This window comes from Legionella sainthelensi, assembly GCF_900637685.1.
GTDB lineage: Bacteria > Pseudomonadota > Gammaproteobacteria > Legionellales > Legionellaceae > Legionella > Legionella sainthelensi.
The window spans coordinates 3,225,916-3,251,581 of the sequence record NZ_LR134388.1 but is presented as its reverse complement, the minus strand read 5'-3'; the positions used below and the strand labels follow the sequence as shown (position 1 = coordinate 3,251,581).

Sequence of the window (25,666 nt, the reverse complement as noted above, 5' to 3'; positions counted from 1 at the left end):
TATGGCCCAAGATGCCTTGACAACAGTTGCATTAAGAAACACCTTTTATAAGGATAGTCAGCGTAAGGTAGTCCTTGCGTTGTTAATTGCTCTTCTAGTAAATATAATACTGGCATTTATGCTGGTCTATATGATTACTCATCCGCCAGCTCCTAAATATTTTGCTACGAGCATTAATGGTCGAATTACACCACTTTTTCCTTTAAATGAGCCAAACCAATCAGACTCCGCAGTTTTGCAATGGGCAAATCAGGCTGCAATCGCGGCATTCACATATAATTTCGTTAATTATAGAGATGAATTGCAAGCTTCTTCCGGTTTTTTTACCCCCGAAGGTTGGGATCAATTTCTTAATGCTTTGCAACAATCAAATAACTTGGATGCAGTGAAAGCTAAAAAGCTTATTGTGTCTGCGGTAGCAACGCGAGCGCCTATTATTTTGCAAAAAGGGGTATTAAATGGAAATTATTCTTGGCGTGTACAAATGCCTATATTAGTAACCTATCAAAGTGCGAGTGAATTCACACAACAAAATAATGTGGTAACTATGTTAATTACGCGTGTTTCTCCTTTAAACTCGCCTAGAGGAATTGGTATATCGCAATTTGTAGTCGGGCCTGCCGCTGGTGGGGTATCTTAATGAACAAGTCGAATTGGTTTGTAAATTTTTGTTTTCTCTGCGGGACTTACACCATGATTGGTTCAGCTTTTGCACAGGATGATAGTGCGCAACAAGCGTTGCAGCAGTTACGTTTGTTACAACAACGCTTGTCACAAAATCAACCGGCCGGACAAAACCAGGGGGCACAAGCGGGACAGAACTCAGCAGGAGTACCAAACCCTGCACCTGCCCAAGATCAAAATAATAATATTCCTATTCCATTAGCGAATGATATTTATAAGGCACCTAAACCACAACCAAGCAAAGGACCTCAACCACCACCTCCCCCTTCTGCGAACCAACCGGTCGTGGTAAGCCAAAACGATGAAGAGGTAATCAATAATAAAGCCTTTAGAGACATGACAAAAAATTTGTATCCACTGAACACGGAACAAGTTGTGCAACTAAAGCAAATGAATGACACGATGGAATATGCTAAGGCTTCTCCTGTAGGAACACCACCAAAGCCAACAGCAACTTCTCAATTTGTTAACTTATCTCCTGGTTCAACTCCACCTGTGATTCGTTTGGCTCAAGGGTTTGTTTCATCATTAGTATTTCTTGATTCTTCAGGCGCTCCTTGGCCAATTGGAGCCTATGATTTAGGCGATCCTAACGCTTTTAATATTGTATGGGATAAAACCAGTAATACGCTCATGATTCAAGCAACGAAAGCATACAATTATGGTAACTTAGCCGTTCGGTTACGAGGTTTAAATACCCCTGTTATGCTTACTTTAATACCTGGACAAAAAGCAGTGGATTATCGGGTTGATTTACGTGTACAAGGTTATGGACCCAATGCTAAAACAATGCCTTTAGAGACAGGAATTCCTCCTTCAGCGAGTGAATTACTTCTTCATGTATTAGATGGTGTGCCACCTCCAGCAAGCAAGCGCTTGGTGATTACAGGAGGGGATGCAAGGGCTTGGTTAGCCAACGACAGAATGTATGTTAGAACCAATCTTACTATATTGTCACCGGGCTGGTTAGCAAGTATGACCAGCGCAGATGGGACGCATGCATATGAAATGCAAAAATCTCCGGTATTATTAGTTTCCTGGCATGGGAAGGTCATGCAGCTCAAGGTAGAAGGGTTATAAATGGCTGGAAAAAAAGAAAATTTAAAGTCGCTTTTTTCGAATACGCGTACTCGGGTTATTATTATTTTTACATTATCCTTATTAATATTAGCGGTAGTGATAGGGTATATAAAATTGAGAGGAGCTGGTTCTGGACCATCAGCTACAGCTACTCTTAGCCATGCTCCAGGAGCTATTCAATCAATTCCCGGTGTCCTTAATCCTACAGCACAATATGCGAGATTGCAGGAAGAGCAGAATGTCAACCAGGCAGAAAAAGCAGAAAAAACTGGTGGGAGTGCTATTCCAACAATTATCAGAACTCAAGCACTAGGCGAAGGTGTTGGTGTAATTGGTTCACAAGGCGGGCAAACTGGTGTTGGTTTTGTTACCTTAGCTAGAGAAAATGAAGAAGGGGCACAAAAAAGTCTTTGGTTGCAGGCATTACAAAACGGAGGATGCTCTAAAGCTGCTGTGTCCCAGGTGGTAAGTCAAGGAGCTCAATTAAGCGATTTAAAGGGTGCATGCAGTTGCGCACAGCTGAAAGATAATGGTTATGGTTTAAAAGACTTGGGTCAAGTGTGTCCCTGTAAAGAATTGAAAGCCGCCGGATACAATGCAAGACAACTTAAAGATGCAGGTTATAGTGCGGCGCGATTAAAGGATTGTGGTTTTAATGCTTGCGAATTGCGCAACGCAGGATTTACAGCTCAAGAACTTAAGGACGCTGGTTTTTCTGATGATGAACTAAAAGGTGCAGGATACTCTCCAGAGGAAATCGCTAAAGCCAGTGGTTTGCCTAATGGGGTGAATGCCGATGATGTTTTAAAAGCAGGATGTAGTGCTGATGCTTTAACTAAATTGCGCAAGTCAGGTGTTACTGCCTCTGCTATTCGACGTATTAGTGGCTGCAGTGCAGCACAACTCAAAGCAGCAGGTTTTACCGCTAAAGAATTACGTAATGCGGGATTTAGTGCAGCAGATTTAAAAAGAGCGGGTTATTCACCTGAAGACTTAAAGGCAGCAGGATACTCTGCTAGAGACTTATTAAATGCCGGATTTACACCAGAGGATCTTGCTAATTTAGGTTATTCTCCAGCAGATATTAAAGCAGCTGAAACTGAGTTGCCTCCTGGAATTACACCCGATGATGTTAAAAAAGCTGGATGTGATGTTGATTCATTGAAAAAGGAAAGGGCAGCAGGGGTTAGTGCTGCACTTATTAAGCAATATGCAGGATGCAGTGCTGCTGCCCTGAAGGCAGCTGGCTTTACTGCCAATGATTTAAAGAATGCCGGTTTTAGCCCTAAAAATTTAAAAGATGCCGGCTTTAGTGCCGCGGATTTGAAAGCAGCGGGATTGAGCGCAGCTGACTTGAAAGAGGCAGGCTTTAGTGCACAGGCTCTAAAAAATGCAGGATTTAGTCCCGCTGATTTAAGAGCTGCAGGATTTAGTGCAAGAGATCTAAAGAATGCAGGCTTTACTGCTGGGGCATTACAGGCAGCGGGTTTTTCTCCAGCTGATATCAATGCAGCGCCAGGTTTGTTGCCACTTGGAATTACACCTGATGACATCAAAAAAGCAGGCTGTGATGTTGAGGCTTTAAAAAAGGAAAGAGCGGCAGGAGTAAGTGCGGCGCTTATTAGACAATATGCAGGATGCAGCGCAGCACAATTAAAAGCAGCAGGATTTAGTGCAGCTGATTTAAAAGATGCAGGATTCACTGCCGCTGAATTGAAGGCAGCGGGGTTTAATGCTGCAGATCTAAAGGCAGCAGGCTTTAGTGCTGCAGATCTAAAAGCAGCAGGTTTTACTCCTGCAGAATTAAAGGCAGCAGGATATAGTGCCAGAGATCTATTAAATTCTGGTTTTACACCCCAAGACCTCGCCAGTGCAGGTTATTCTCAAGGTGATATCAATGCCGCAGAAGGACAATTACCTCCCGGAATTACACCTGATGATATAAAGAAAGCTGGTTGCGATGTAGAAGCTTTAAAAAGAGAAAAAGCAGCAGGAATTAGTGCTGAACTCATTAGACGATATGCAGGGTGTAGCGCAGCACAGTTAAAAGCAGCTGGATTTACTGCCGCAGATTTAAAAGATGCAGGTTTTAGTGTTAAGGATCTGAAAAATGCTGGCTTTACTCCCGCAGAGTTAAAGTCCGGAGGGTATACTGCTAAGGATTTATTAAATGCTGGTTTTACACCGCAAGCTCTTGCAGGCGCTGGTTACTCGCCAGCAGACATTAATGCAGCACAAGGGCCATTAGCCTCAGGGTTTAACCCAGACGCAATTAAGAAGGCAGGTTGTGATGTAGAGGCGCTAAAAAGAGAAAGAGCTGCAGGAGTGACTGCTGCACTTATTCGACAAAATGCAGGATGCAGTGCCGAACAGTTAAAAGCAGCAGGATTTAGTGCAGAAGATTTAAAAAATGCCGGCTTTAATGCTGAGGATTTAAGAGGTGCAGGATTTAGTGCTGCAGAATTAAAAAATGCTGGTTATAGTGCTGCTGATTTAAAAAATGCAGGATTTACAGCATCAGATTTAAAGAATGCAGGATTTACTGCCAAGGATTTAAAAGATGTCGGGTTTACTGCTTCCGATTTAAAAAATGCGGGTTTTGGTGCCCAATCTTTGCTTGATGCAGGATTTACACCTTCGCAGCTACTTACAGGTGGATATACTAATAAGGACCTGGCAAATGCAGGACTTACCCCAGCAGATACAATTGCAGCGGGGCGAGTTGCAGACTGCAGTGTTGAATCTTTGAAAAAAGCAAGAGCGGCTGGTGTCAGTGCATTGGCAATTAAGAAAACCCTAGGGTGTTCTGCAAAGGCATTAAAGGATGCTGGTTATACAGCTAAAGAGCTCCGAGATGCAGGTTTTACTGCAGCTGAATTAAAAAATGCAGGCTTTAGCGCGAAAGAACTAAAAGCTGCAGGTTTTAGTGCGAAAGAATTAAAAGACGCAGGCTTTAGTGCGAAAGATTTGAAAGATGCAGGCTTTAGCGCGAAAGAACTAAAAGACGCGGGTTTTAGTGCCGCAGATTTAAAAAACGCGGGCTTTAGCGCGAAAGAATTAAAAGATGCAGGTTACACCGCTAAAGAGTTGAAGGATGCAGGTTTTAGTGCTGCTCAACTCAAAGCAGCGGGTTATAGTGCTAAAGAACTAAAGGACGCGGGTTATAGTGCTAAAGAACTAAAGGATGCAGGATTTAGCGCTGCTGAATTAAAAGATGCAGGGTTTAGTGCTAAGGAGTTAAAAGATGCAGGGTTTAGTGCAACACAGCTAAGAGCTGCGGGTTTTGGAGCTAAAGATTTGGTTGATGCTGGTTATAGTGCGGACGATTTAAAAAATGCAGGATTAAGTGCTTCTCAAATACAAGGCGCTGGATATAATCCAATGTCATCAGAAGTGGCTGGTTTAGGCAATCCAAATCTCCAGCAAGGGGCATTCAATCTTAATGGTATACCAACAGTAGGGCAGGGAGCTACGGCTACTACATCGCAAGGTAATGCGAATAACAGTAGTCAGCAGTTGCAAGCAATACTAAATAAGCAGAATCAGTTAGCTGCTGAGCAAAAATACCAACAAAAAATCGCCCAAAAGAGTAGTGATATGTTAAATGCAGCAAATGCATTGTTAAACGATTGGAAAGGTGTGGCTACGCAATCTTATAGTGAAGGAAATAATTCAGAAAAAGCTATAGCTGTTGCTGCAGCGGGTACTGTTGCATCAGGAGGAACAACTACTCAGACCACAACAACAATAGTATCAAATAATGATGTTAATATGATTAAGACTGGTGATGTTCTCTTTGCAGTGATTGATACTTCAGTCAATAGTGATGAGCCAGGACCTATTCTTGCTACTATCATTTCGGGAAGACTTAAAGGTACTAAGTTAATTGGTAGCTTTAATTTGCCTTCAAACGCGAACAAAATGGTTATTACATTTAATACAATGTCAATTCCAGGTGCACCAAAAACAATTTCAATTTCTGCCTATGCAATTGATCCAAATACGGCAAGAACCGCTCTTTCAAGTAAAACCAATAATCATTATCTGATGCGTTATGGTTCTTTATTTGCGTCGTCATTCTTAGAGGGATTTGGAAATGCATTCCAGTCCGCGAATACAACGGTAACTATTGGTGGTACAGGTACCGGGAATAATGTGACCATTGCAAATGGTGTTGGTCGCTCTACCTTGGAAAATGCGGTAATTGCGCTGGCGGATGTTGGTAAGACATGGGGACAACAAGCCCAGGTATTATTTAATACACCTCCTACCGTCGAGGTTTATTCAGGAACTCCCGTAGGGGTTTTATTTACTCAGGACGTAAAAACTATTTAATGGCGGGTAAAAATGGCAGATAATGATCAAAATGATGAATATAAATTCGCTGAACTGGATTCTCTAGAAAATGATTCTATTGAGAATCCTGAATACAGTCCCAAAAGCAGCGCTTCTATGGGGCAAGGCGGAGCTGAACCAAGAAAAAACATTAAGCGTAATGCCCTAATTGCGGTAGGTGTTGTTGTATTCATTATGTTAATGTATAAATTCGTTGGAGGGATCTTCTTTGGAAAATCGTCTAAAGTCCCTACAGAGGAAAGTATAACTCCTGCTCCTGTAGCTGAAATCACACCCACTCCTCAGCAGCCCCAGCAGATTCCTGAAACGGAGATTCCGCAACAGCCAATAGAACAGCCTCAAGTGCAACCAATACCACAACCCGTTGTTCAAGAGAGCAAAGAGTTAAAACAAAAAGTAGCCTCAATTGAAGCGACACAGCAAACAGTTCAAACAGAAGTTAGTTCAGTAAATCAGCAAGTGGGCAATGTGAACAATAATGTCAATGCTCTAAGTGCACAAATCTCTAAACTTAATCAGGTAATTAGTGATTTAAGCAATCAAGTGGCAAAACAATCTGAAGAAATTAATGTGTTGATGGAACGTACGAAACCTAAATTAATCAAAAGGATAATTCATGTTCAACCAGCAGCACCACAAATTATTTACTATATTAATGCAGTAATTCCTGGTCGAGCTTGGCTAATTGGCACAAATGGTTCTACACTTACAGTAAGAGAAGGATCAAAAATCGAAGGATATGGGGTAGTTAAACTAATCGACTCTTTACAGGGTCGCGTGTTAACAAGCTCAGGTCGAGTAATTAAGTTTAGTCAAGACGATAGTTGAGGTTTAGTATGGCTGATACATGTACAGGCGGAACAGCAGCGTGTTGGTTATCAAGTGAAATAAACATTCTGGTGAATGTTGCAAATAATTTAATACCTGTAGAGCGTTTAATTACAGGAGGTGCTTATCTTATTGGTTGTGCTTTTTTATTTAAGGCGATTTATAGTTTAAAGGTATATGGTGAAGCACGAACAATGATGTCGAGTAATTCGAGTATCAAAGAGCCTATAATTTATTTGTTTGTTGGTGCGCTATTTATTTATTTTCCATCTGCATTTGAAACAATGATGCAAACCACGTTCGGTTATACAAATGTTCTTCAGTATGCACCAACAGGTGGCAGTAACCCAACGCTGGATACGCTTTTTGGTACTTCAAGTCCGGTTGGAAGATCGCTGACTATTATTATTCAAGTCATTGGCTTAGTTGCCTTTGTAAGGGGGTGGGTGTTGATTGCACGTTCTGCTTCACAGGGACAACCACCAGGAGGGACTGGAAAGGGTTTGGTCCATGTTTTTGGAGGAATATTAGCAATTAATATAGTAGGTACTATTCAAATGATTAATAATACATTGTATGGTTCTTAATTGTACAAATTGTTTTGTTTAATTTTAAAATTGGGGAGAAATATGGTGAAAAGTAAAGTCATGAGTAAATCAAGTTATAAGTATTGGTTATCCAGTATGGTTTGTTTGGGCATTTTGGCTTTAGTCAGCCAAGATGCGGCAGCAGGTGGTATGAGTGTAGGTGCTATGGCATCACAAATTACCTCATCATTTACAAACTTAACCAAATTAATCACTGCTGGTTCTTATCTAGCTGGTCTAGGGTTTTCCATTGGTGCGATTATGAAATTTAAGCAGCACAAAGATAACCCAACCCAAATTCCAATAGGAACACCGATTGCTTTAGTTTTTATCGCAGCTGCGTTATTGTTCCTGCCTTCAATACTAGGCGTTACTGGATCAACAATGTTCGGCTCAAGCGGTGGTAAAACAGCTGGTCCTACTGGTACCGTTTATACTAGTGGCTAGAAATGGCTTGCTTGTATCATAATGGGATTAGTTTCAAACATCCTCTCTCAAAATGAGAGAGGATATTTTAATAAATAGACAGCGAATAATTGCCAGTAAAAATAGAGCATTCAGGTGAGCCAAGAATATGGCGGTTAATCAAGAAAAATTTAAATTAAAATTAATGGCTACGCCAGGTTCATGGCGTTTGTATTCAGCCAGAAAGGTTGATGAACGATTTAAAGCTTTTGAGCAAAAGATATTTCAAAGAGACAGATACACCTGTAAATTCTGTGGATTTCAGGCTCGATTATTTCAAGAAATAGTAAATCTTGATAATAATTATACGAATAATAAAGTAGATAATTTAGTGACAGCATGCTGCTTTTGCGCGCAATGCTTTTTTATTGAGTCAGTAGGAGTGGGTGGTTATGGTGGAGGAACTTTAGTTTATCTTCCAGAGCTTACCCAAGCTGAATTAAACAGTTTATGCCATGTACTATTTTGTGCTATTACCAATGACACAGGCTATAAATCAAGTGCGCAAAATATTTACAGAGGATTCAAATTTAGATCGCAAATGGTTGAAGAAAAATTTGGTGAGGGAACAAGTGATCCAGCTATATTCGGTCAACTTCTAATTGATGCGGGTATACAAGATGATGAACGAAGATCTAAGTTATTTAAAAATATACTTCTATTGCCTTCCAGAGCAAAATTTCGCAAACAAATTGAAAAATGGGCTGCTAGTGCTTTAGAAGAAATTTCAAGTTAAATGTGAGGAACACAATGGCGCATTGGTCAGAATCTTTTTTCGAGGGAGTAGATACTTTCTTTGCCTGGCTAAGTACTTCGCTTAAGCAAACAACAGAATCATATATTGATTTAGAAACAGCTGATAGTCCGACTGTATTAGTAAATCATGATGGTTCTTTATTGTCTGTTTTAAAAATTGAAGGCATATCAGCACTTGCAGGAAGTGTAGAGTTTGAACATTTAATCTCAGGGTTAACAAACGCATTTCAAGCTGCTATGGGACGCCCGGGACATGCTTTACAAGTCTATTTTAGTCATGATAAGCAAAATATAAAAAAGCTAATAAATGACACTTATGAGCCAGCAGTTGCAACAGCTAAACGACTCGAATTGAATTTAACTGATTTATTTGAAGAACGAGTCAACTACATGTCATTGTATTGTGCAGAGGAACGCACTTATTTTGTGCTCATTACACGACCATTTAATTTAACTTCCGAGCAATTAAAAGCGGCGAATAAAGCCAAAACACAGATGATTAAGGAGCTCAAAGCGCCTCCTTTCAAGAATACCCAAACTCTTTATGCGGCAATACCTGAATTGCGTGATACCCACGATGCCTATGTTCGCTCTATTATGAATGATCTTGGGTCTTTGAATATTTTCGCGAAATTAATGGAAGTTCATGATGCGCTGCATGCCATCCGTATGACTGCAGATCCAGATTATACGGCTGATGATTGGCGTGCGAGTTTACCAGGTGACAAAGTTACAATTAGAGAAATCAATCAGTTTGAGGGTGATGCTTCTGACTTATTATGGCCTTCGCTAGCAAAACAAGTCTTTCCTCGTGATGCAGAAGTATTAGATCTGCGCACAATTAGGGTTGGGGATAAAATTTACTCATCAACATATATTGATTTATTTCCAAAGGATATAAGACCTTTTATTCATTTATTTGCACGTATATTACCGTCTCATGTGCCATGGAGAATTTCATTTCTCATTGAGAGTGAAGGACTTTCAACCATTAAACTAAAAGGGCTTTTATCCGCAATTTTGAGTTTTAGTTCTGCACAGAACCGCCTGATTAGTGATTCGGTCAATTTATTAAAATACATACATCTTAATACGGATGAATCAATAGTTCGCTTACGAGTTGTTGCAACAACTTGGGCACCTGAAGACAAATTAGCTTTATTGCGTCAAAGAAGTTCGGAGTTAGTGAAAGCGATTGAAGGTTGGGGTTCAACAGATGTCTCTGAAATTTGTGGAGATCCTTTTGGCGGATTTGTTTCTGGCATGCTAGGGGCTACTCTCAACAGCACCGCAGTTCCCACAGTTGCTCCTCTTAGCTCTGTCATTTCCATGTTACCAATAACACGCCCTGCTTCACCTTGGACTAAAGGAGCATTGCTTTTTAGAACACCGGATGGTAAGCCTTGGCCTTTCCAACCTGGATCAACGGAACAAACCACCTGGATTGATTTAGTTTATGCACGCCCTGGTTCTGGTAAATCTGTATTATCAAATGCGATCAATCTTGCTTTATGTTTATCCGGTGGTTTATTACGCCTACCGCGCATCGCAATCATTGATATTGGGCCATCAAGTAGTGGACTTATTTCATTATTAAAAGAAGCATTGCCAGCTTCGAAACGACATTTAGTTGCTTATCATCGTTTAAGAATGACACCAGAATATTCTATTAATCCTTTTGATACGCAATTAGGTTGTCGGTATCCTACTGCATTAGAGCGTGCATTTTTAGTTAACTTTATTACTTTGTTAACCACACCTTTAGGTGCTGAAAAACCTTACGATGGTATGCCTGATCTTGCAGGTATGGTGGTGGATGAATTATATAAAAGCTTAGCTGATGAATATAATCCTTCACCTTATTCTCCTGGGGTTGAGGAATTTATTGATAGTATTTTGGAGGAAATTGGTTTTGTTCGCGATTCAAAATCAACATGGTGGGAAGTAACAGATTCACTTTATTCAGCTGGTTTTACCCATGAAGCTCTGTTGGCACAACGATATGCGATGCCTTTATTGGCTGATGCCGCATCAATTTGTAGAACCCCATCTATTGAAGATTTATATGAAAGAATCACTGCTCCTACTGGCGAATCACTAATCAATGCATTTTCGAGAATGATCTCTGCGGCAGTTCGCGAATATCCTATATTGTCACGCGTTAGCAGTTTTGACATCGGAGATGCACGTGTTGTATCTCTAGACCTGGATGAAGTGGCTAAAAGCGGGGGGGATGCAGCGGATAGACAAACTGCGGTTATGTATATGTTGGCGCGTTATGTTTTAGCGAGACATTATTATTTAACTGAAGAAAGTTTAAATAATATTCCAGAACAATATAAGGAATATCATAAGCAAAGAGTACAGGAAATTCGCGAAGATCATAAACGGATCGTTTATGATGAGTTCCATCGTACTTCAAAGTCTTCCGCAGTTCGTGAGCAGGTAATTATTGATATGCGGGAAGGACGTAAGTGGAAAGTACAAATCGCATTACTTTCACAGTCGGTAGAGGATTTTGATCCTGTAATGATAGATTTCGCTACTTCCATTTACATTATGGATGCAGGCCCATCGCAAGCGATAGAAAAAACAACGTCAATATTTGGACTTTCTGATACGGCAAAAACAGCCTTGCGTACGAGAGTACATGGACCTAGAGAGGGGGGGGCAACCTTTTTGGCGCAATATGCCACTAAAACTGGTGTAAATGTGCAGTTACTGACTCTTACCTTAGGACCCGTAGAGTTATGGGCCTTTAGTACTACAGCTGAAGATGCTACGGTGCGTAATCACTTATATCGTCACCTTGGTCCTGGTGAGGCTAGACGTCTTTTGGCAGTATTATTTCCTAATGGCTCAGTTGCCAGAGAAGTCGAAAATCGATTAAATACGATGAAAGAAAAAATTGGTTTAATTGAAGATGAAATGAAAGAAAGCATTATTGAACAATTAATCAATGATATTCTTGATGCATATTCGAAAAATCCTGATGTTAGGAGTTTACCCGCTAAAATCATTTAAGGCTTTATAAAGGGGGTTTTATTGGTAAGGTAATAATTACCTTTAGGCCCCCTTGGATATTATTAGTGAGCGTAATATCTCCTTGATGCATTTGAATAATTTCACGAGCTATGGTTAATCCAAGACCAGTTCCACCGGTGCTGCGTGAACGAGAACTCTCACCACGATAAAACGGCAAGAAAACTTGCTCTAGATCTGATTCTGCCAATCCCGGTCCTTGGTCTGTAATTGTAATTTCTATTTTATTTTCTGAACAAGAAAGAGCAATCATGGCCTTATAGCCATAATGCACTGCGTTATTAATTAAATTATTAAAAGCTCGTTTAAGTAAATTAACAGTCCCATAATAAACTAATTTGGGCTTGTCACTAATAAAACTTACATCATAATTGAGTTCAATAGCATCTTCACTTAATGAAGAAATTAAGGCGACTAGATCAAACAGCTGGGGTTTTTCTTCGATATTTATATCTCTAAAATAATCGAGTGTTTCTCGAATCATAAGCTCCATTTCATTGATATCAGCCAGAATTTTGCTGTAATTAGGATCATTTTCTAGATATTCTGCTCGCAATTTTAAACGGGTAAGTGGTGTGCGTAAATCATGTGAGATTGCAGTCACTACGCGAGTACGATTTGCCAAAAGTTTATTCACTTTTTCTTGTAGATCATTAATTTTTTTAAAAATAGCTCTTTGATCCTGATTTCCAGTTATGGGAATAGGTAACCAATTTTCTTGATGCTCACTATAATGAAGACTTTGAATTAAGGTATGTATTGGCTGATTTAATGTTTTAACGGCCCAGTAGTTAATAAAAAATAAGACACCAATTAAGATAAGAAATAAGCTAATTACTGAGTTTGTGTCTCTGGGGAAAGGAGAAATAACGCGAACGTTAAGCCAATTATTTTCTTTTATAAATGCGGAAAATTCTAGTTTATTATTTTGTTTGATTAAATTAAAAAGTATAGAGGTCTTTAAAGTCAACAGAGCATTTTTATTGAATAAAGGTTTAGACGATAAAGTTATTTCTGCCCAGGACGTACTTCGATTGCGTAAAATTACAGGCCATAAAGATTGAGGATTTTTTTGCAAGAGCGTTACTAACTGGACTAAAGAGCGAACAGCTTTAGGAGGAAGAGGAGAGCGAATATTTTCATAATAATAATTACCCAGCTGCATAAAAGAAAAAATAATTAAAAGGTTGCCTAAAATTAATCCAATTAATGTTTTTTTTGCTGTTTTAGTAAGTTGACTCATGACAAATCAACCTTAGTTTTGAATTGATAACCTCCTCCCCGTATTGTTAATAATAATCGAGGATTACGTGGATCAATCTCTATTTTTTTACGCAAGCGTCCAATTAAGACATCAATTGTTCTATCTTGCGAGTCAAAATTCTTATCATATAATAAGTCCATTAATTGATCACGGCTTAAAATACGTCCAGGATGTTCTAAAAAAATGATTAACAGCTCATATTCGCGATGGCTTAAAGGAATTGCAACAGAATCTTTATCGATCAGGGAATGTGTGTTGCGATCAAGAATCCAATTATCGAAATGTATTTGTTGTAACGGGGTAAGTTTTTTACGATCAATCTCAAGTTCGCCTTGAGTTCGACGTAATTGTGCTTTGACTCGGGCTAATAATTCACGAGAGCTAAAGGGTTTAGATATATAGTCATCTGCTCCCAACTCTAATCCTGCAACCTTATCTGCGATGCTGTTTGCTGCACTGAGCATAATAATAGGCATACTGTGTGTTTGACGAATCATCTGACATAAATGCAACCCATCGATTCCTGGCAACATAATGTCTAAAATAATCAAATCAAAATTATGTTCTCTTAATAGCTGCTTGATGTTCAAACCATTCAACGTCCAGGTGGTTCGAAATCCATTTTTAATTAAGTAGTCATTAATCAAATGCGTAATTTCTTGATCATCATCGATAATCAATATATGACTTTTTCTTGTGCTCATGAATCACCTGATCAGAATAGATAGAACATAGGCGCTACATATAATTTTGAAGAGATTATGCATGAAATTCACGCATTATTTCTCCATCTTCATTATATACCAATAAATTCTTTTGCATTTAGTATTGTAACATTGTTGTTACAAGAAACAGTTTATTTGTCATATTCCTATTACATTGATTCATTACACTCAATATTGAAACAAATAGGAGAAAAAAATGAATATTAAGCGGTTTTTATTAATTAATAGTATGGCTTTGAGCTTATTGGGGACATCACTTGCATCAGCCCAATCAATGACAAGTAGTGCTGCTACTTCTGCGACTCAACCGTCACAATACCGCCAATCTATTAGCAAAATATTGACACCTCAACAGCGCGCAGAGCTGGTTAAAATTAAGAAGAATTTGCGCGCTCAAATGATTCCTTTAGTTAAAGAAAAACGTGCACTTAGTTTGCAAATAAAAGGTAAAATAGCTACTCCAAATGCGAAATGGAGCGATATTTCTGGCTTGCTGGAAAAAAGAAACGCTGTGGAACTGAAAATCAGCACATTATTGGCTAAGACTCAATTACAAACCTACCAGAAATTGGGTATTTTATTGCCGATTCATCATCGCCATCATTATTGTCACAACCAAAATAAAAATGTGGCAAAAAAATAATAAATTACTGTAACATGGTTTCGTATTCAAATACGAAACCAATTTATTTTTCACTGGGAACATCGCTCACTATTCGAGATAAAATAGACCCACAAAGAACTGAAGGATATAAATCAATTTCTTAAAACAGCACATTTATCAGAACTAACAATAAGTCTTTGCACAGATGAATCTTGTGTATCAAACATAATAAGCATCAACAAACTCTAAACTCCAAACCATTCGCACTAAAAATATGATCTTTTTAGGGAATTTAACTTGACAAAGCGAATTAATTTTGGCCAGATTGGAGGGTATAGGAAAAAAGGAGAATGGAATGAAATTAAAAATTGATAGAACCTCATTTTTTAGCTCCTCTAAATCTCATAAAATGACTATAGAGACGGAACAGGAACTTCATTTAACCCGAGCAGCTTGTGCTATCCAACGATGGTGGAAGCAGTTGCATCTCAAACAAACCGCTTTAGACTCAATTCACTATGTTCACGATATGATGTCACTTGAACAAGCCCATCAGAATTCTTTTCCTCAATTAGAACAATTCATTCTGACGCCTAAGGCATTAAAGACAACTCATCAGTTGTTAATTCATCTGGAACAAGCTAAAGATGTAATTTTACCCTCTCGCATGAGTTTCTCATATGTGTACCAAGCTGAGCGCCAATTCTTAGCAGCTTATATGATTGTAAGTAAATCTAAATTTCTCTTTGAAGCTCCCACAGATATTGACGAACTGTTGTTATCACGCGCCGAGGAAATGCTCCAGTCTTTTGAGGAGTTATGCGCATATATGAGTCATGTTTATGTGCACGAAGATGCGTACTCCACATCACCACTGGCAGAAAGCACTCCTTTTGCAGATCAGGTACTTTCTGGTTTAAATAGTGGAAGAATAAAAAGTGATCATCTTTTTATAACAGGGGGGAGAGATTATTTAGAGTCTTTTCATGCCAAGCAAATGGCTTATTATGAAACATTCACTGAATGGGAATCTAACAATCGTAATAAGCTTGCAAGAATTTTGGTCGCAAAATATTTAGAAATAGAATCGCATAGGTTTAGAGCACTACATAGCCTTGATCCAAGAATGCTTGAGCTATATGAAGGCTATGGTAATCAACAAGAAACACTAAGAAATAGGCTTCGATTTTTACTGGGTGAGGAAGGCATTCGCATGCTTTCAGACGAATCAAATAAACTTCAAGATTCACTTGAGGCGAACAAATGGATAACCTCTCCTAACGATGCATTGATCCACGAGCTCGCATTAAATCCAAAATTACTCCTTACTTCTGAGGCTTGCACCGTACGTCCACAAAAAGATATTAATGCGGCAATAGCAGCTTTAGCACAAGAGAGTACGAATGTAGATTTGCTCCTTGATGTATTGAGCGAAATACGCAATACATTATCGATGTTTACTCCTAATAACAGACAACAACTCATTAAATTACAGCAAACTTTTGGTCAAGAAGCGATGAAAACCCAAATCGAAACATTGGGTTTACAAGAGGGGCTACATGTAATCATTACCGCGTTGTTTGAACAAATTCAACTTTTAGAATCGCCAGCACATTTGCAAGAGACGAAGCTTTTCCTTAAAGATTTGAATCAACGAATGAATGGAACTGAAGACAGGGGCATCCTGCTAAGAGAAGCCCTCGATTATATTTATTATAAAATGTCACAAATTAATTTAGAGCTTAATAATTTTCAAATTAATCAATCACGTGAATTAATTTCGAAAAATATCGTTGCTTTTGAACAAAGAAAATTCCAGGAGCGATTATCTGGAAAGCAATTTAATCTTCAATTTGTTTTGGGATGGATTGATAAGTTTGTCAGTGCACCACAAGATTATCGACTTGACCTACCCATTCTATGTTCACGACATCTTGGTTCTTATGTATCTTCGGCATTATTAGTGGCAGTTTTGCAGCAACCCGAAAGCACGGTATTACAAACTATCCCTGAGACTTTCTATCTGGATCGCATCAAGATAGTCAATTGGAATGCGCAATATCATAATTTAATTTATACAGCCACTGCCTTAGGCTATTTGGAAGCATTCTGTCACGAATATGGTGTGATGATTTCTTCTGAGGATTTATTGCAACAAAAAAATAGATTACTTCGTGCATTAGAAGCAGGAGCACTAAATACCTCTCAGGAAAAAGCAGATGATCTTATAGCAATCATCAGTCAAGTGTTAATAAAAAATAAAAAGGAGTTAACAGTTACAGACCAAGCCACTCTCAAGGCATTAGTAGAAAAATGTTGCTTAGGTACGAATCAAGTTAGCCAAGTTATTAATAAACGTTTAGGGGAACAGTTGTCATTATGTTTATTGAAAGGCTATCTACCAGAGCAAGCTACTCCTTTAGTTAAAAGGTATCGTTTAGAATCAGAGCTTAATAAGTTAGGTAAGGAGATAGTGCCTGTACTTCGCTTGCATACCAAAGTTCATGGTACGTTTTATCAACAGCAAATGGAACAATGTTTATGGAAGCCGCTGTTTGGTGTACTGCGACAATCTGAAATTCCCACTGCACTTCCTAGCTTACTTTCACCGGAACGGGAGACTATTTGCAGTACCCATACTTTGATACATAAACTTGCTTTCGTCCTTAGTGGATTGGCATTAATTCAACAAGCGGTTGTTTATTCCGATATGTGGAATTTAAATCTAACGATAAAAAATGCCACTTTAAAAGAACTTGCTGATTCATTTGGCTTAATTGACATGATAAAAAATTCAAATGGTACTAAAGACACTATTGAAAGCAGACTGATGGAGCTGATGCAGCATGTTGCCAATGAATATGAACTTCCTTATGAGGCTGCGGATAAGCACAAAATGGCACGGATGATGCGTTTGGCAAAAGATGAAAAATCGTTGGGTTGTAAAGCATTTCTGGATGAGTTGAGCAATCAGATAAAGCAGTTTGCAATGGAAAATAAAGCTCAAAGTAATCCTGGTAATCTAGTTGGAGAGTTTAGCGAGGAGCTCAGTCAAATTGGTATAAAAACAAAGGAGTTGATTCAACAAATTAAAGACGCGCATCACCCAGATGAAACACCCCCAGAAGCAGTGAGTATTCCTATGCTTCGAGCAGGAAGAGTAATTGGAGAAATGTAATACAATTGAATAAAAAAATCGATTGTGGTGTGTTAGCGTATTTATATTACATCAGCACATTTTTCAATGACAATTTGTGCCACTAATTCTGCAAATAAGTTGTAGCTTTGTATTCTGTGGGAAGTGGCGCGCCAAGCGACACCAATTTGTCTGTAGGGATGATCATTTTTCAAGGGAACAGCAACTAAATCCGTGTTTGTCAGAATACGGCTGTTAATTGCCAAGTTAGGCAAAAAAGTAATGCCTGGTTGATGATTTACCATTTGGATTAAGGTATGCAAACTGGTGGCAAAAAACGAATTGATTTTTTCACTTTCTTTAAGTTGGCAGGCTTGTAGCGTATGTTCAGTCAGGCAATGTTCCTTTTCCAAGAGAAAGATACTGTTTTCCGGAAGCTTTGTTATTTCCGTATCAAATCCTTGATGCAACCAACTTCTAGGTAAAACAAGTTTAAAATAATCATTACATAATATTTTTGTTTGGAAGTTTGCTGTTGGATAGGGGAGAGCCAATATAACAAGATCAAGTTTTCCTTCCCCCAAGTAGTTTAAAACATTATCGGTTGTATCTTCTCTGATGAATAGAGATAAATCAGGATAGAGCTGCTGACATAACACTTGAAGGTCATTTAAAATAAATGGGGCAATGGTAGGGATAACGCCAAGATAAAATTTTCCCTGCATTGCTTTCCCCTGATTTTTAGCATAATCAACTAATTCATTGTTTTGTTGAAGTATTAGTCGCCCACGACGCACAATTTCTTCCCCTAAGGAAGTAAATAGAAATGTTTTATGATCTCTTTCCAGCAACGGAGCATCTAAAGTTTCTTCAAGATTGGTAATTGCAGCACTCAAAGTGGATTGGCTAATAAAACAAGCCGTAGCCGCACGACCAAAATGTTGATGATCATATAGAGTAATCAAGTAATGGAGTTGTTTTAAACTAATTAATTTATTCATCGCTTTTTTCGATTAATCAAATCGATTTTATTCACTTTATATAATTATACACCCTATCTATAATTTAATTAATTAATCAATGAGGAGAAATTCATGTTAACTATTGGTCAAAAAATCCCAGAGTTTTCTGTAGTTGCTGTAAAACCAGGATTTAATAATCATGAGGAAAATGGGGTAAGTGCTTTTGAAACTATTACTGAAACAAGCTTTCCAGGTAAATGGAAAATAGTATTTTTCTACCCTAAAGACTTTACTTTTGTATGCCCAACAGAAATTGTTGAGTTTGCAAAATTAAATGGTGAGTTCAATGATAGGGATGCAGTCGTATTAGGAGGAAGCACAGATAATGAATTTGTGAAATTAGCTTGGCGCAGAGAACATAAAGATTTGCATAAGCTTAATCAATATAGTTTTGCAGATGTCCAGGGAAAATTAACGGATGGTTTGGGGGTGCGTGATGAAGAAAGTGGTTGTGCGTTAAGAGCAACATTTATTATTGATCCCAACAACGTGATTCAGCATGTTAGTGTGAACTCACTCAATGTAGGACGTAATCCTCAAGAAGTTTTACGTATTTTAGATGCTTTACAAACGGATGAGTTGTGTCCTTGTAATCGCCAAATTGGTGGCGAAACATTATAAAACAAGATACTCCTGCCAATGAAGCAGGAGTGTTTTTAAAGGAGCGGATTATGTCTATTGAACAATTAAAACAGGCGATTCCTGATTTTGCTAAAGACATTCGTCTTAATTTGAGTACTCTGTTTGGTAATATTGCTCAGTCTGGTTTAACTGATGCTCAATTTTATGGTGTCGCATTAGCTGTAGCTTATACCTTAAACAATAAAAGTCTGATCAATGCGATTAAAACAGATGGAGCAATTCATCTTTCATCTGAGTTAGAACAGGCTGTAAAAACAGCAACCGCTCTAATGGCCATGAATAATGTATATTATCGTGCAATTCATTTAGCAGAAAATAAGGAACTTTCCACTTTGCCAGCTCATTTGCGTATGAATGGCATGTTAAATCCTGGTGTGTCCAAAGCTGATTTTGAGTTGTTCGCATTGGCAGTATCTGTGATTAATGGGTGTGGCATGTGCATTAGTTCACATGTAAAACAATTATTAGAGCATGGGTTGGATAAACTTGCTGTGCAATCGGTACTTCGTATTGCTGCTGTTTTAAATGCTTCATCATTTGTTCTGACACTTGATGAATGAAATTTAATTAGGTTTTTGATTACTAGAGTGTCAAAAGTCCATACGTCGCGCTTAATGCGCGACAGCCCAGACAGAAAAATCTAATATTGGTACAAATTGATTCGTATCACCGTTTGAATCTCATGCATGAAGTTGAGTCCTCTTTGAAATGGTGCCGTTTCGACTATCGTTGATTGACCTTAAAAATACAACAGATATGATGTTCACGCAGCTATATGCTGGACGTGCTATCAAGACAATAAATGTCCCAAAGTATGTAACAATGCCATATCGTCAGAATGATTAAGTTTTCGGGTAACAACTTCTCGAGCTATAGTGATTAACTAGGAATCAATTTATGCACAACAAAGAAAATTATGAACAAGAAGATCCAAAAACAAATTCAACACGCTTTGGACAAATAATTATGGGTAAAATTGAATCAAAGTGCGCTGTATTCTAATCGCATGATTTACTTGTGATCATTTCTTTCTGTATAAAAAATAGTTGTAATCGCCACGAAAGTAAAGCAATCCAGTTCTAACTGTCAATGTGAGAGCTTCTGGATTGCTTCGCCTTGATTTGCAAAAACTAAAATATGTATTAATAATGTTCTTTGTCTAAAATACCGGGAGTCATTTTTGCATTGGATTAGGCGTCTTGCCAGCCTTCCGGCTCTAAAGGAATGATTATCCATAAGATAATATAGGCAATAAATGCAGCGCCTCCAAGTAAGAAAAAGATAACAAAAATTATTCTTATCCATACTGGATCTACACCAAAATAAATACCTAATCCGCCGCATATCCCAGCAATTTTTCGATCTTTACGTGAACGCCATAGTTTTTTATAAGGTGGATGGTTACGCATAACTTACCTTGATGTTGAGTGTGTAAACCACTTTTTTCCCTCCACAAAACGGGCAATCATCATGCAGCTTACACTGTTACATGTTACATTAAGCATTGTAGCAAGTGGATCAATGATAATACTTATTGCAGCAATAATCATTAAAACTGAGGGAGGAAATCCATAAACACTTAAAATGAGTAGTTCTCCAAGCATTCCTCCACTAGGAATTGCCCCCATCACGGTGCCAACTAATAACGAAACTCCTAAGGCACTGAGTAAAACACTAGGTTCAGAAAAATTTAAATGAAAAATTCCAAACAAAAAAGCAATTTTGAAAACCCCACCTATCACTGAACCATCTTTGTGAATAATAGTGCCCAAGGGAATTACTGTTTCGTAAATTTCTGGAACAACTTTCATTTTTTTGACGGCAATTAAATTGGCAGGAATGCTTGCAGCACTACTGCATGTTGCAATTGAGGTAACTGCAGGTAGGAAGATATTACGCCAAAATAATCTTATTCCTTGAGTTTTACCTGCGAAATAGGCAAAAAAGGTATTGATAAGGATAAAATATATGAGTCCAAAAGAGTAATAAAGAATGCCAACCCGAAGATAATTTGTCATTAATTGCGGGCCTAAATCATGAACTAAAACGGCAAAATAAGCAAAGAAACCAAGCGGAGCATAATACATGATTAATGTAAAAACACGCATGAAAATCTCTTCGCCTGCTTGTAAAAAATCAGCGCATTGCTTTCTTTTTTCATTCGTATTGGATGCGGCAAGTCCAACAAAGATGGAAAAGACGATTAAAGCAAGAATATGTTTATGAGATAGTAAATGACTGAATTCCGAAACAGTAAAAATTTCTGGAATCTGATCTAAAAAACTCAGGGTGGACGTTTTTGTAAAAACAGTCAATGGTAAAACAACATTTTGAGCTGGTGGAAAGAGATTTACCACAAAAAGAGCATAAATTGCTGCGATGATACCCGTAAATAAAAAAGTAATTGTCATATAAAAAGCAATTTTGCTTAATTGTCCCATAGAACCGATACGTGCAATGGCGGAACTGACACTAAAGAAAATTAATGGAACAATTGCCGTAAAAATGAGATTAAGAAAAAGGTCACCAAAAGGTTTTAAATAATGAGTCGCTTGGCCAAAGAAACAACCGGTGAGCCCTCCCAGGAGAATTGCTGCAATTAAAATCAGCGAAAAAAGATAAGATTCAGAAACTTTTTTTGCTCCAGTCATTGGCTCAATGTCCTCAAACATGTTTTTTATTTTTGATTCAGAAATGTCTATTGTATCTCTTTGCTTATAGTGAGCGCCAGATCAGGATTTTTCTAAATTCATAGCAATATTTGATCGTAAAATGCATTCATTGAATTAATAATTTGCAACATGTATAATGCGAGGCGCTTATAATGTAACCCACTTGGAGGATCGTTATGCCCGCAGTTAGCCCTGTAGTTTACAATCAAGCTAATCTTTTCTCTTGGCAACAAGAGCTACCTCAAGTCCAGTCACAAATATTGGAAAAATCACGCATAATCGAAGAACAAAGACAGCTTCTTAGCCCACTTCAACGGCAGTTGGACACCACAAACCGGCTTATCTCAATCACGCAAAGCCAACTTACTAATGCAAATATCAGCGCTACTCAAGATATGTTGCATCATATGCATGATCATCACCATGATCGTCACCACCATCATCATAGAGATGGAGTGCTGCATTATGTAGGGGATTTCGCAAGAGAATGGAACAGAAGTCAATTACAAACGGAATTAGGGCGTTTACAGGCGGAGCGTATCTCACTCCAAAATCAAATGCGACCTTATGAGCGAGTAATCAATGAAACTAATGCTGAACTGACTCAGCTTAAATCCCGTAAATCATTTTTAGACAACCATATACTTGTTGCTGGAATATTTTTACGGACTCTGCAGGAAAATCCTTTAGAGTTAGTGCAAACATTAGCCAATAGGCTGCAAAAAGCATTTATTGATTACGAAGATACCCATCTTACAGGTCTTTCTCCGCAGGTACGAATTAGTTTGATTGCTGCACGTTATGGATTAGGTGAGTTAACTCGTTATGAAAGTGGATATAATCCTGAGGCATTGCAATTTCAGTCAACGCATAGAGCCAACTATTTGCGCCTATGTGGCTTTATCTGGGATCTGTATTCTCGAGTAAGACAAGAAAACCTAGATACTGCATTTGAAAAAACGCTAGCGGAGCTTGTGGAAAGTACTCACGTGCTTCAACATGGGGATTTGCCTGATCAGTGGCAAACAAATTACAGTGCAAATGCATGGTTTGAGGTATCTAAAAACGCAAACTTAGGAGTTTTTGCAATTCAACCTGGACAATTAGACAATATAGAAGAGCAAATTTTTAATGACAAGTTGGTTCATTTAAAACGAAACAATGTTTTATCCAATAATATACAAAAGCATATTATGAATGCGGCTGAATTAATTGAGGCCGAAGTCGCAATGAAAAAACAAAAACACGAATACATCGATTACCATTTTTATGGTCGGACAGTTTGTGTTTTAACAGATGCGCTCAATAACCCTAATGATTTGCAAGCTGTAAAACGTTTAGGTGATATTGCTGAATTTGCTTCTGGAAGTCCTTCAGTAGGGAAACAAGTGTTAGGTGGTTTACTTATTGCTCTAGGCGTATTACTGATTGGGGCAAGTATCGCTGGTTTGGTAACGACATTTGGTTCTAGCTCAGCATTAAGTGCTGTAGGAATAGCTTTGGGGCTGAGTTTATTGCAAACCCAAGTTGTTTTAGGAGTAACCTCTACCATAGCTGCTGCCACAGGAATTGGATTAACCTTTTTTACAGGTCCAAACACACTCAAATCTGGACAACGCCAAGGTTTATCTCAAGGACTTATTGATGTTAAAGAAGATGTGGAGCATTCTGTTACCTACCACTAATTCATGTCTTGCATGGGAATATTTTGCCATGCTCTATACTTTAAGTATGGCAAAAAACTTTGGGCTTGAGTAAAAGCCCAATTTCTTTTATTTCTAGGATAATCAAGATGATGCATCAATATTTCTTTAGACAACGAACTTCTTCGGAAGTGCATGAAACAAAAACTGAAGAATGCTGTATTCAAATCCCTTCTTTGAGCGATATCGAACAAATGCATGGAATGCCTGCTGGTGCTGAAGAAGATCAGTTCAATCGCTTAAAACATATGACCCAATTAATCACAGAGATTAGCGACAATGACTCTGCCTTATCCGTTATGAATACAGATCAAGTCAAGCTGCCTCGCTGTTGGAGTCAATTATTTGCAGCAATGTATAAAGGAGATGCACAAGCCGCATTAAGGTGTTTTGCCAAAATTCCTAGAGAAGACACGATACTTAACGCAGTACTAACAGTCCATTCCCCAGAATATCTGCAACACATTATTATGGATTGTATCCAAGCCCAGCCTAAGGGACAGAAGCAATTAAACTCAGATATTGTGATTACACCTAAAACTTTAGAAGTCTTAATTAAAGATATCGCGATGACCTTAGAACACTCAGGGAAAATTCATTTTTCTTTTGGGCTGCCTACGCATCATGCTTATGGTAGTGAAGGTAGTGGGTTTTGTATTTTGAATAAGACAGCGATAGTCCTTAAGCATGTTCAAAGTTCGCACATAGAACCTATGAAACACATTATTGTAGGAACAGATGTTAACCGTGATGATGGTTTGTGCCATATTTTAATGAACTCTGCGACAGATATGGATATATGCCATATCGATGTTTTTGACTCTCGTGTTTATCCTCAACAGGATAATTCTTTTATCAATAAATTATTCAAGAAAAAAGGTAAGGATGAGGGGCAAGAAATTCATTCATGGACAAAGGGAGATTTACAATATTTTGCTGTGGATTTAAGCGCAACACTTCGCAAACCAGGAACCGTTCATCCTGCATTGATTTTTGCTTTAGAGGAAATCGAGTCCCAAATAGAAACCGCAAAAGAAGAAGGCCAGAAAATAGCGCTTTTTCTACCTACAGGTTGGGATTCTCATGAGGCAGAAACAGCGTATTGCGGGAAATTTGTTGATGGCAAGTTAATGAGTAAATCAGAGGCAAAAAAAACACGCTTCAATGAAGCGGATTTAACTTATTTTTATGAGAGTCTCTTTCAAATAGTTCAAGAAAATAAGGAGCATATTGAACGAGTATATTGGGGCTTAGAAGGAGGGTATGATCGCTCTATGTATGAGCAACAAATCCATTTGTTGATGTTCCTTATTTCAAGCAAGTTGGTGCACCAGGATAATTATCAAATTGATTCTGATGACAGCTCGATGAGAATCGACTAAGGCAAATAGTAATAGGGGTTTGGTAATTTAAATACTTTTTGAGCATACCCGCCTTTTAGATCGCTGTATTGATCACCTATAGAGGCGACAATAGTATAACCTTTTTCCGTAATTTTTTGGCGTGTGTGTGATTTAAAGGGAATGATGGATTTGGATGAATAACTCATAGGACGTAAATAGAGTCCCGCCCATCGACTATAGCCTGCTTTAATTAAATTTTGCTCTGTAGCTTTGCGTTCTGATTCATTTCTTCCAGTGACGAAGAATACGCTTACATCATGAGCAAGAGCATCTTGATATAAAGCAAGCATAGGTTTAATGGCCTGGGCATTTGCTGCTATTATATCTTGATGATATTGTTGACGATTTCCACCGAAATCACGTTGAATCATTGAGTTATAATTGGATAAACTCGTCTCATCAATGTCTAAAACAATAGCGAGTTTCTTGGGCAATTTTTCTTTTTTATTGAGACTAGCTTGTTGATCGATATATTTTTGTGCTTTATGAATAACTTGTGCTAGCTCTTTTTGGTAAACCCCAGAATCATGATAATTTTTGAGCTCATTTTTTGCCAAAGCCAAATTAGGAGGTTCTGCAAAAGTTGGACTCGAAAACAGTATCACTGTACCTAATGTTATTGCGCTAAGTGAGCGAGCAACTAAATGTTTCATTATCTATCCAGTTTGCATCAAATTGGATGCGATTATATAAAAAT

At 38.2% G+C, this 25,666-nt stretch carries 20 protein-coding genes; 14 read left to right on the top strand and 6 right to left on the bottom strand.

The window, feature by feature from the left end:
- Window position 1 precedes the first annotated feature (1 nt).
- The 8 genes from EL220_RS14310 (at window position 2) to EL220_RS14275 (ending at window position 11,780) form a co-directional block, all read left to right on the top strand.
- The gene (locus EL220_RS14310; protein ID WP_027269593.1) at window positions 2-640 is read left to right on the top strand and encodes a type IVB secretion system apparatus protein IcmL/DotI; all 639 of its coding nucleotides are present in this window, start codon (window positions 2-4) and stop codon (window positions 638-640) included.
- Window positions 640-1,764 (top strand): DotH/IcmK family type IV secretion protein, encoded by a 1,125-nt coding sequence (locus tag EL220_RS14305; RefSeq protein ID WP_027269594.1) that lies wholly within the window; start codon window positions 640-642, stop codon window positions 1,762-1,764. The genes EL220_RS14310 and EL220_RS14305 overlap by 1 nt, the downstream gene beginning before the upstream one ends.
- A complete protein-coding gene (dotG, locus tag EL220_RS14300; protein WP_027269595.1) occupies window positions 1,765-6,099 on the top strand; it encodes a type IVB secretion system protein DotG/IcmE in 4,335 nt (1,444 codons plus the stop codon).
- A 12-nt stretch (window positions 6,100-6,111) separates the two neighbouring features.
- Window positions 6,112-6,948: a type IVB secretion system protein IcmG/DotF gene (icmG, locus tag EL220_RS14295; protein ID WP_027269596.1), complete on the top strand. Its 837-nt coding sequence runs from the start codon at window positions 6,112-6,114 to the stop codon at window positions 6,946-6,948.
- A gap of 8 nt (window positions 6,949-6,956) precedes the next feature.
- Entirely contained in the window at window positions 6,957-7,535 is a 579-nt protein-coding gene (locus EL220_RS14290) for a hypothetical protein (RefSeq protein ID WP_003635139.1), read from the top strand.
- Between the two features lie 42 nt (window positions 7,536-7,577).
- Entirely contained in the window at window positions 7,578-7,982 is a 405-nt protein-coding gene (locus EL220_RS14285) for a hypothetical protein (RefSeq protein WP_035905548.1), read from the top strand.
- A 127-nt stretch (window positions 7,983-8,109) separates the two neighbouring features.
- Entirely contained in the window at window positions 8,110-8,736 is a 627-nt protein-coding gene (gene icmJ, locus EL220_RS14280) for a type IVB secretion system protein IcmJDotN (protein ID WP_027269598.1), read from the top strand.
- Between the two features lie 14 nt (window positions 8,737-8,750).
- The gene (locus EL220_RS14275) at window positions 8,751-11,780 is read left to right on the top strand and encodes a type IV secretion protein IcmB (RefSeq protein ID WP_027269599.1); all 3,030 of its coding nucleotides are present in this window, start codon (window positions 8,751-8,753) and stop codon (window positions 11,778-11,780) included.
- A gap of 4 nt (window positions 11,781-11,784) precedes the next feature.
- Here EL220_RS14275 and EL220_RS14270 read toward each other — a convergent pair whose 3' ends face one another.
- Window positions 11,785-13,041, bottom strand: a complete 1,257-nt coding sequence (locus EL220_RS14270) for a sensor histidine kinase (RefSeq protein WP_027269600.1) — start codon at window positions 13,039-13,041, stop codon at window positions 11,785-11,787.
- Window positions 13,038-13,766, bottom strand: a complete 729-nt coding sequence (locus EL220_RS14265; RefSeq protein WP_027269601.1) for a response regulator transcription factor — start codon at window positions 13,764-13,766, stop codon at window positions 13,038-13,040. Before EL220_RS14265 ends, EL220_RS14270 begins: the two co-directional genes overlap by 4 nt.
- Window positions 13,767-13,983: 217 nt before the next feature.
- Between EL220_RS14265 and EL220_RS14260 the strand changes: the two genes are divergently transcribed.
- Both EL220_RS14260 and EL220_RS18245 read left to right on the top strand, forming a co-directional pair.
- Window positions 13,984-14,430 carry a hypothetical protein gene (locus tag EL220_RS14260; RefSeq protein ID WP_027269602.1) on the top strand — a complete coding sequence of 149 codons (447 nt, stop codon included), beginning with the start codon at window positions 13,984-13,986 and terminating at the stop codon, window positions 14,428-14,430.
- 316 nt (window positions 14,431-14,746) lie between these two features.
- Entirely contained in the window at window positions 14,747-17,569 is a 2,823-nt protein-coding gene (locus EL220_RS18245; RefSeq protein WP_162162557.1) for a TCP11-related protein, read from the top strand.
- Between the two features lie 41 nt (window positions 17,570-17,610).
- Here the strand turns inward: EL220_RS18245 and EL220_RS14245 are convergent, their stop codons facing one another.
- Window positions 17,611-18,528, bottom strand: a complete 918-nt coding sequence (locus tag EL220_RS14245) for a hydrogen peroxide-inducible genes activator (RefSeq protein WP_027269604.1) — start codon at window positions 18,526-18,528, stop codon at window positions 17,611-17,613.
- A 93-nt stretch (window positions 18,529-18,621) separates the two neighbouring features.
- Between EL220_RS14245 and EL220_RS14240 the strand changes: the two genes are divergently transcribed.
- Both EL220_RS14240 and EL220_RS14235 read left to right on the top strand, forming a co-directional pair.
- A complete protein-coding gene (locus EL220_RS14240) occupies window positions 18,622-19,170 on the top strand; it encodes a peroxiredoxin (RefSeq protein WP_027269605.1) in 549 nt (182 codons plus the stop codon).
- A gap of 50 nt (window positions 19,171-19,220) precedes the next feature.
- Window positions 19,221-19,751: a carboxymuconolactone decarboxylase family protein gene (locus EL220_RS14235; protein ID WP_027269606.1), complete on the top strand. Its 531-nt coding sequence runs from the start codon at window positions 19,221-19,223 to the stop codon at window positions 19,749-19,751.
- Window positions 19,752-20,381: 630 nt separating this feature from the next.
- On the opposite strand, the gene EL220_RS14230 is transcribed toward EL220_RS14235, so the two are convergent.
- Both EL220_RS14230 and EL220_RS14225 read right to left on the bottom strand, forming a co-directional pair.
- Window positions 20,382-20,600, bottom strand: a complete 219-nt coding sequence (locus tag EL220_RS14230; protein ID WP_027269607.1) for a PspC domain-containing protein — start codon at window positions 20,598-20,600, stop codon at window positions 20,382-20,384.
- Window positions 20,601-20,603: 3 nt separating this feature from the next.
- A complete protein-coding gene (locus EL220_RS14225) occupies window positions 20,604-21,842 on the bottom strand; it encodes a dicarboxylate/amino acid:cation symporter (protein ID WP_027269608.1) in 1,239 nt (412 codons plus the stop codon).
- Window positions 21,843-22,039: 197 nt separating this feature from the next.
- On the opposite strand from EL220_RS14225, the gene EL220_RS14220 reads away from it, so the two are divergent.
- On the top strand, window positions 22,040-23,548 hold the full coding sequence (locus EL220_RS14220; protein ID WP_027269609.1) for a hypothetical protein: 1,509 nt from the start codon (window positions 22,040-22,042) through the stop codon (window positions 23,546-23,548).
- A 107-nt stretch (window positions 23,549-23,655) separates the two neighbouring features.
- Window positions 23,656-24,948, top strand: coding sequence for an arginase family protein (locus tag EL220_RS14215; protein WP_027269610.1), 1,293 nt, complete (start codon window positions 23,656-23,658; stop codon window positions 24,946-24,948).
- On the opposite strand, the gene EL220_RS14210 is transcribed toward EL220_RS14215, so the two are convergent.
- Window positions 24,945-25,622 carry an HAD family acid phosphatase gene (locus tag EL220_RS14210; RefSeq protein WP_027269611.1) on the bottom strand — a complete coding sequence of 226 codons (678 nt, stop codon included), beginning with the start codon at window positions 25,620-25,622 and terminating at the stop codon, window positions 24,945-24,947. The two genes, EL220_RS14215 and EL220_RS14210, sit on opposite strands and share 4 nt — an antisense overlap.
- Window positions 25,623-25,666: the final 44 nt, after the last annotated feature.

What these genes read in the sequence shown, in the direction of transcription:
- EL220_RS14245 (WP_027269604.1), bottom strand. Translation starts at nt 18,528, where the DNA reads ATGAATAAATTAATTAGTTTAAAACAACTCCATTACTTGATTACTCTA.
- EL220_RS14290 (WP_003635139.1), top strand. Translation starts at nt 6,957, where the DNA reads ATGGCTGATACATGTACAGGCGGAACAGCAGCGTGTTGGTTATCAAGT.
- icmG (WP_027269596.1), top strand. Translation starts at nt 6,112, where the DNA reads ATGGCAGATAATGATCAAAATGATGAATATAAATTCGCTGAACTGGAT.
- EL220_RS14270 (WP_027269600.1), bottom strand. Translation starts at nt 13,041, where the DNA reads ATGAGTCAACTTACTAAAACAGCAAAAAAAACATTAATTGGATTAATT.
- EL220_RS14240 (WP_027269605.1), top strand. Translation starts at nt 18,622, where the DNA reads ATGTTAACTATTGGTCAAAAAATCCCAGAGTTTTCTGTAGTTGCTGTA.
- EL220_RS14220 (WP_027269609.1), top strand. Translation starts at nt 22,040, where the DNA reads ATGCCCGCAGTTAGCCCTGTAGTTTACAATCAAGCTAATCTTTTCTCT.
- EL220_RS14260 (WP_027269602.1), top strand. Translation starts at nt 13,984, where the DNA reads ATGAATATTAAGCGGTTTTTATTAATTAATAGTATGGCTTTGAGCTTA.
- EL220_RS14265 (WP_027269601.1), bottom strand. Translation starts at nt 13,766, where the DNA reads ATGAGCACAAGAAAAAGTCATATATTGATTATCGATGATGATCAAGAA.
- dotG (WP_027269595.1), top strand. Translation starts at nt 1,765, where the DNA reads ATGGCTGGAAAAAAAGAAAATTTAAAGTCGCTTTTTTCGAATACGCGT.
- EL220_RS14215 (WP_027269610.1), top strand. Translation starts at nt 23,656, where the DNA reads ATGATGCATCAATATTTCTTTAGACAACGAACTTCTTCGGAAGTGCAT.
- EL220_RS14305 (WP_027269594.1), top strand. Translation starts at nt 640, where the DNA reads ATGAACAAGTCGAATTGGTTTGTAAATTTTTGTTTTCTCTGCGGGACT.
- EL220_RS14230 (WP_027269607.1), bottom strand. Translation starts at nt 20,600, where the DNA reads ATGCGTAACCATCCACCTTATAAAAAACTATGGCGTTCACGTAAAGAT.
- EL220_RS14210 (WP_027269611.1), bottom strand. Translation starts at nt 25,622, where the DNA reads ATGAAACATTTAGTTGCTCGCTCACTTAGCGCAATAACATTAGGTACA.
- EL220_RS14310 (WP_027269593.1), top strand. Translation starts at nt 2, where the DNA reads ATGGCCCAAGATGCCTTGACAACAGTTGCATTAAGAAACACCTTTTAT.
- EL220_RS14225 (WP_027269608.1), bottom strand. Translation starts at nt 21,842, where the DNA reads ATGACTGGAGCAAAAAAAGTTTCTGAATCTTATCTTTTTTCGCTGATT.
- EL220_RS14285 (WP_035905548.1), top strand. Translation starts at nt 7,578, where the DNA reads ATGGTGAAAAGTAAAGTCATGAGTAAATCAAGTTATAAGTATTGGTTA.
- EL220_RS14275 (WP_027269599.1), top strand. Translation starts at nt 8,751, where the DNA reads ATGGCGCATTGGTCAGAATCTTTTTTCGAGGGAGTAGATACTTTCTTT.
- EL220_RS18245 (WP_162162557.1), top strand. Translation starts at nt 14,747, where the DNA reads ATGAAATTAAAAATTGATAGAACCTCATTTTTTAGCTCCTCTAAATCT.
- EL220_RS14235 (WP_027269606.1), top strand. Translation starts at nt 19,221, where the DNA reads ATGTCTATTGAACAATTAAAACAGGCGATTCCTGATTTTGCTAAAGAC.
- icmJ (WP_027269598.1), top strand. Translation starts at nt 8,110, where the DNA reads ATGGCGGTTAATCAAGAAAAATTTAAATTAAAATTAATGGCTACGCCA.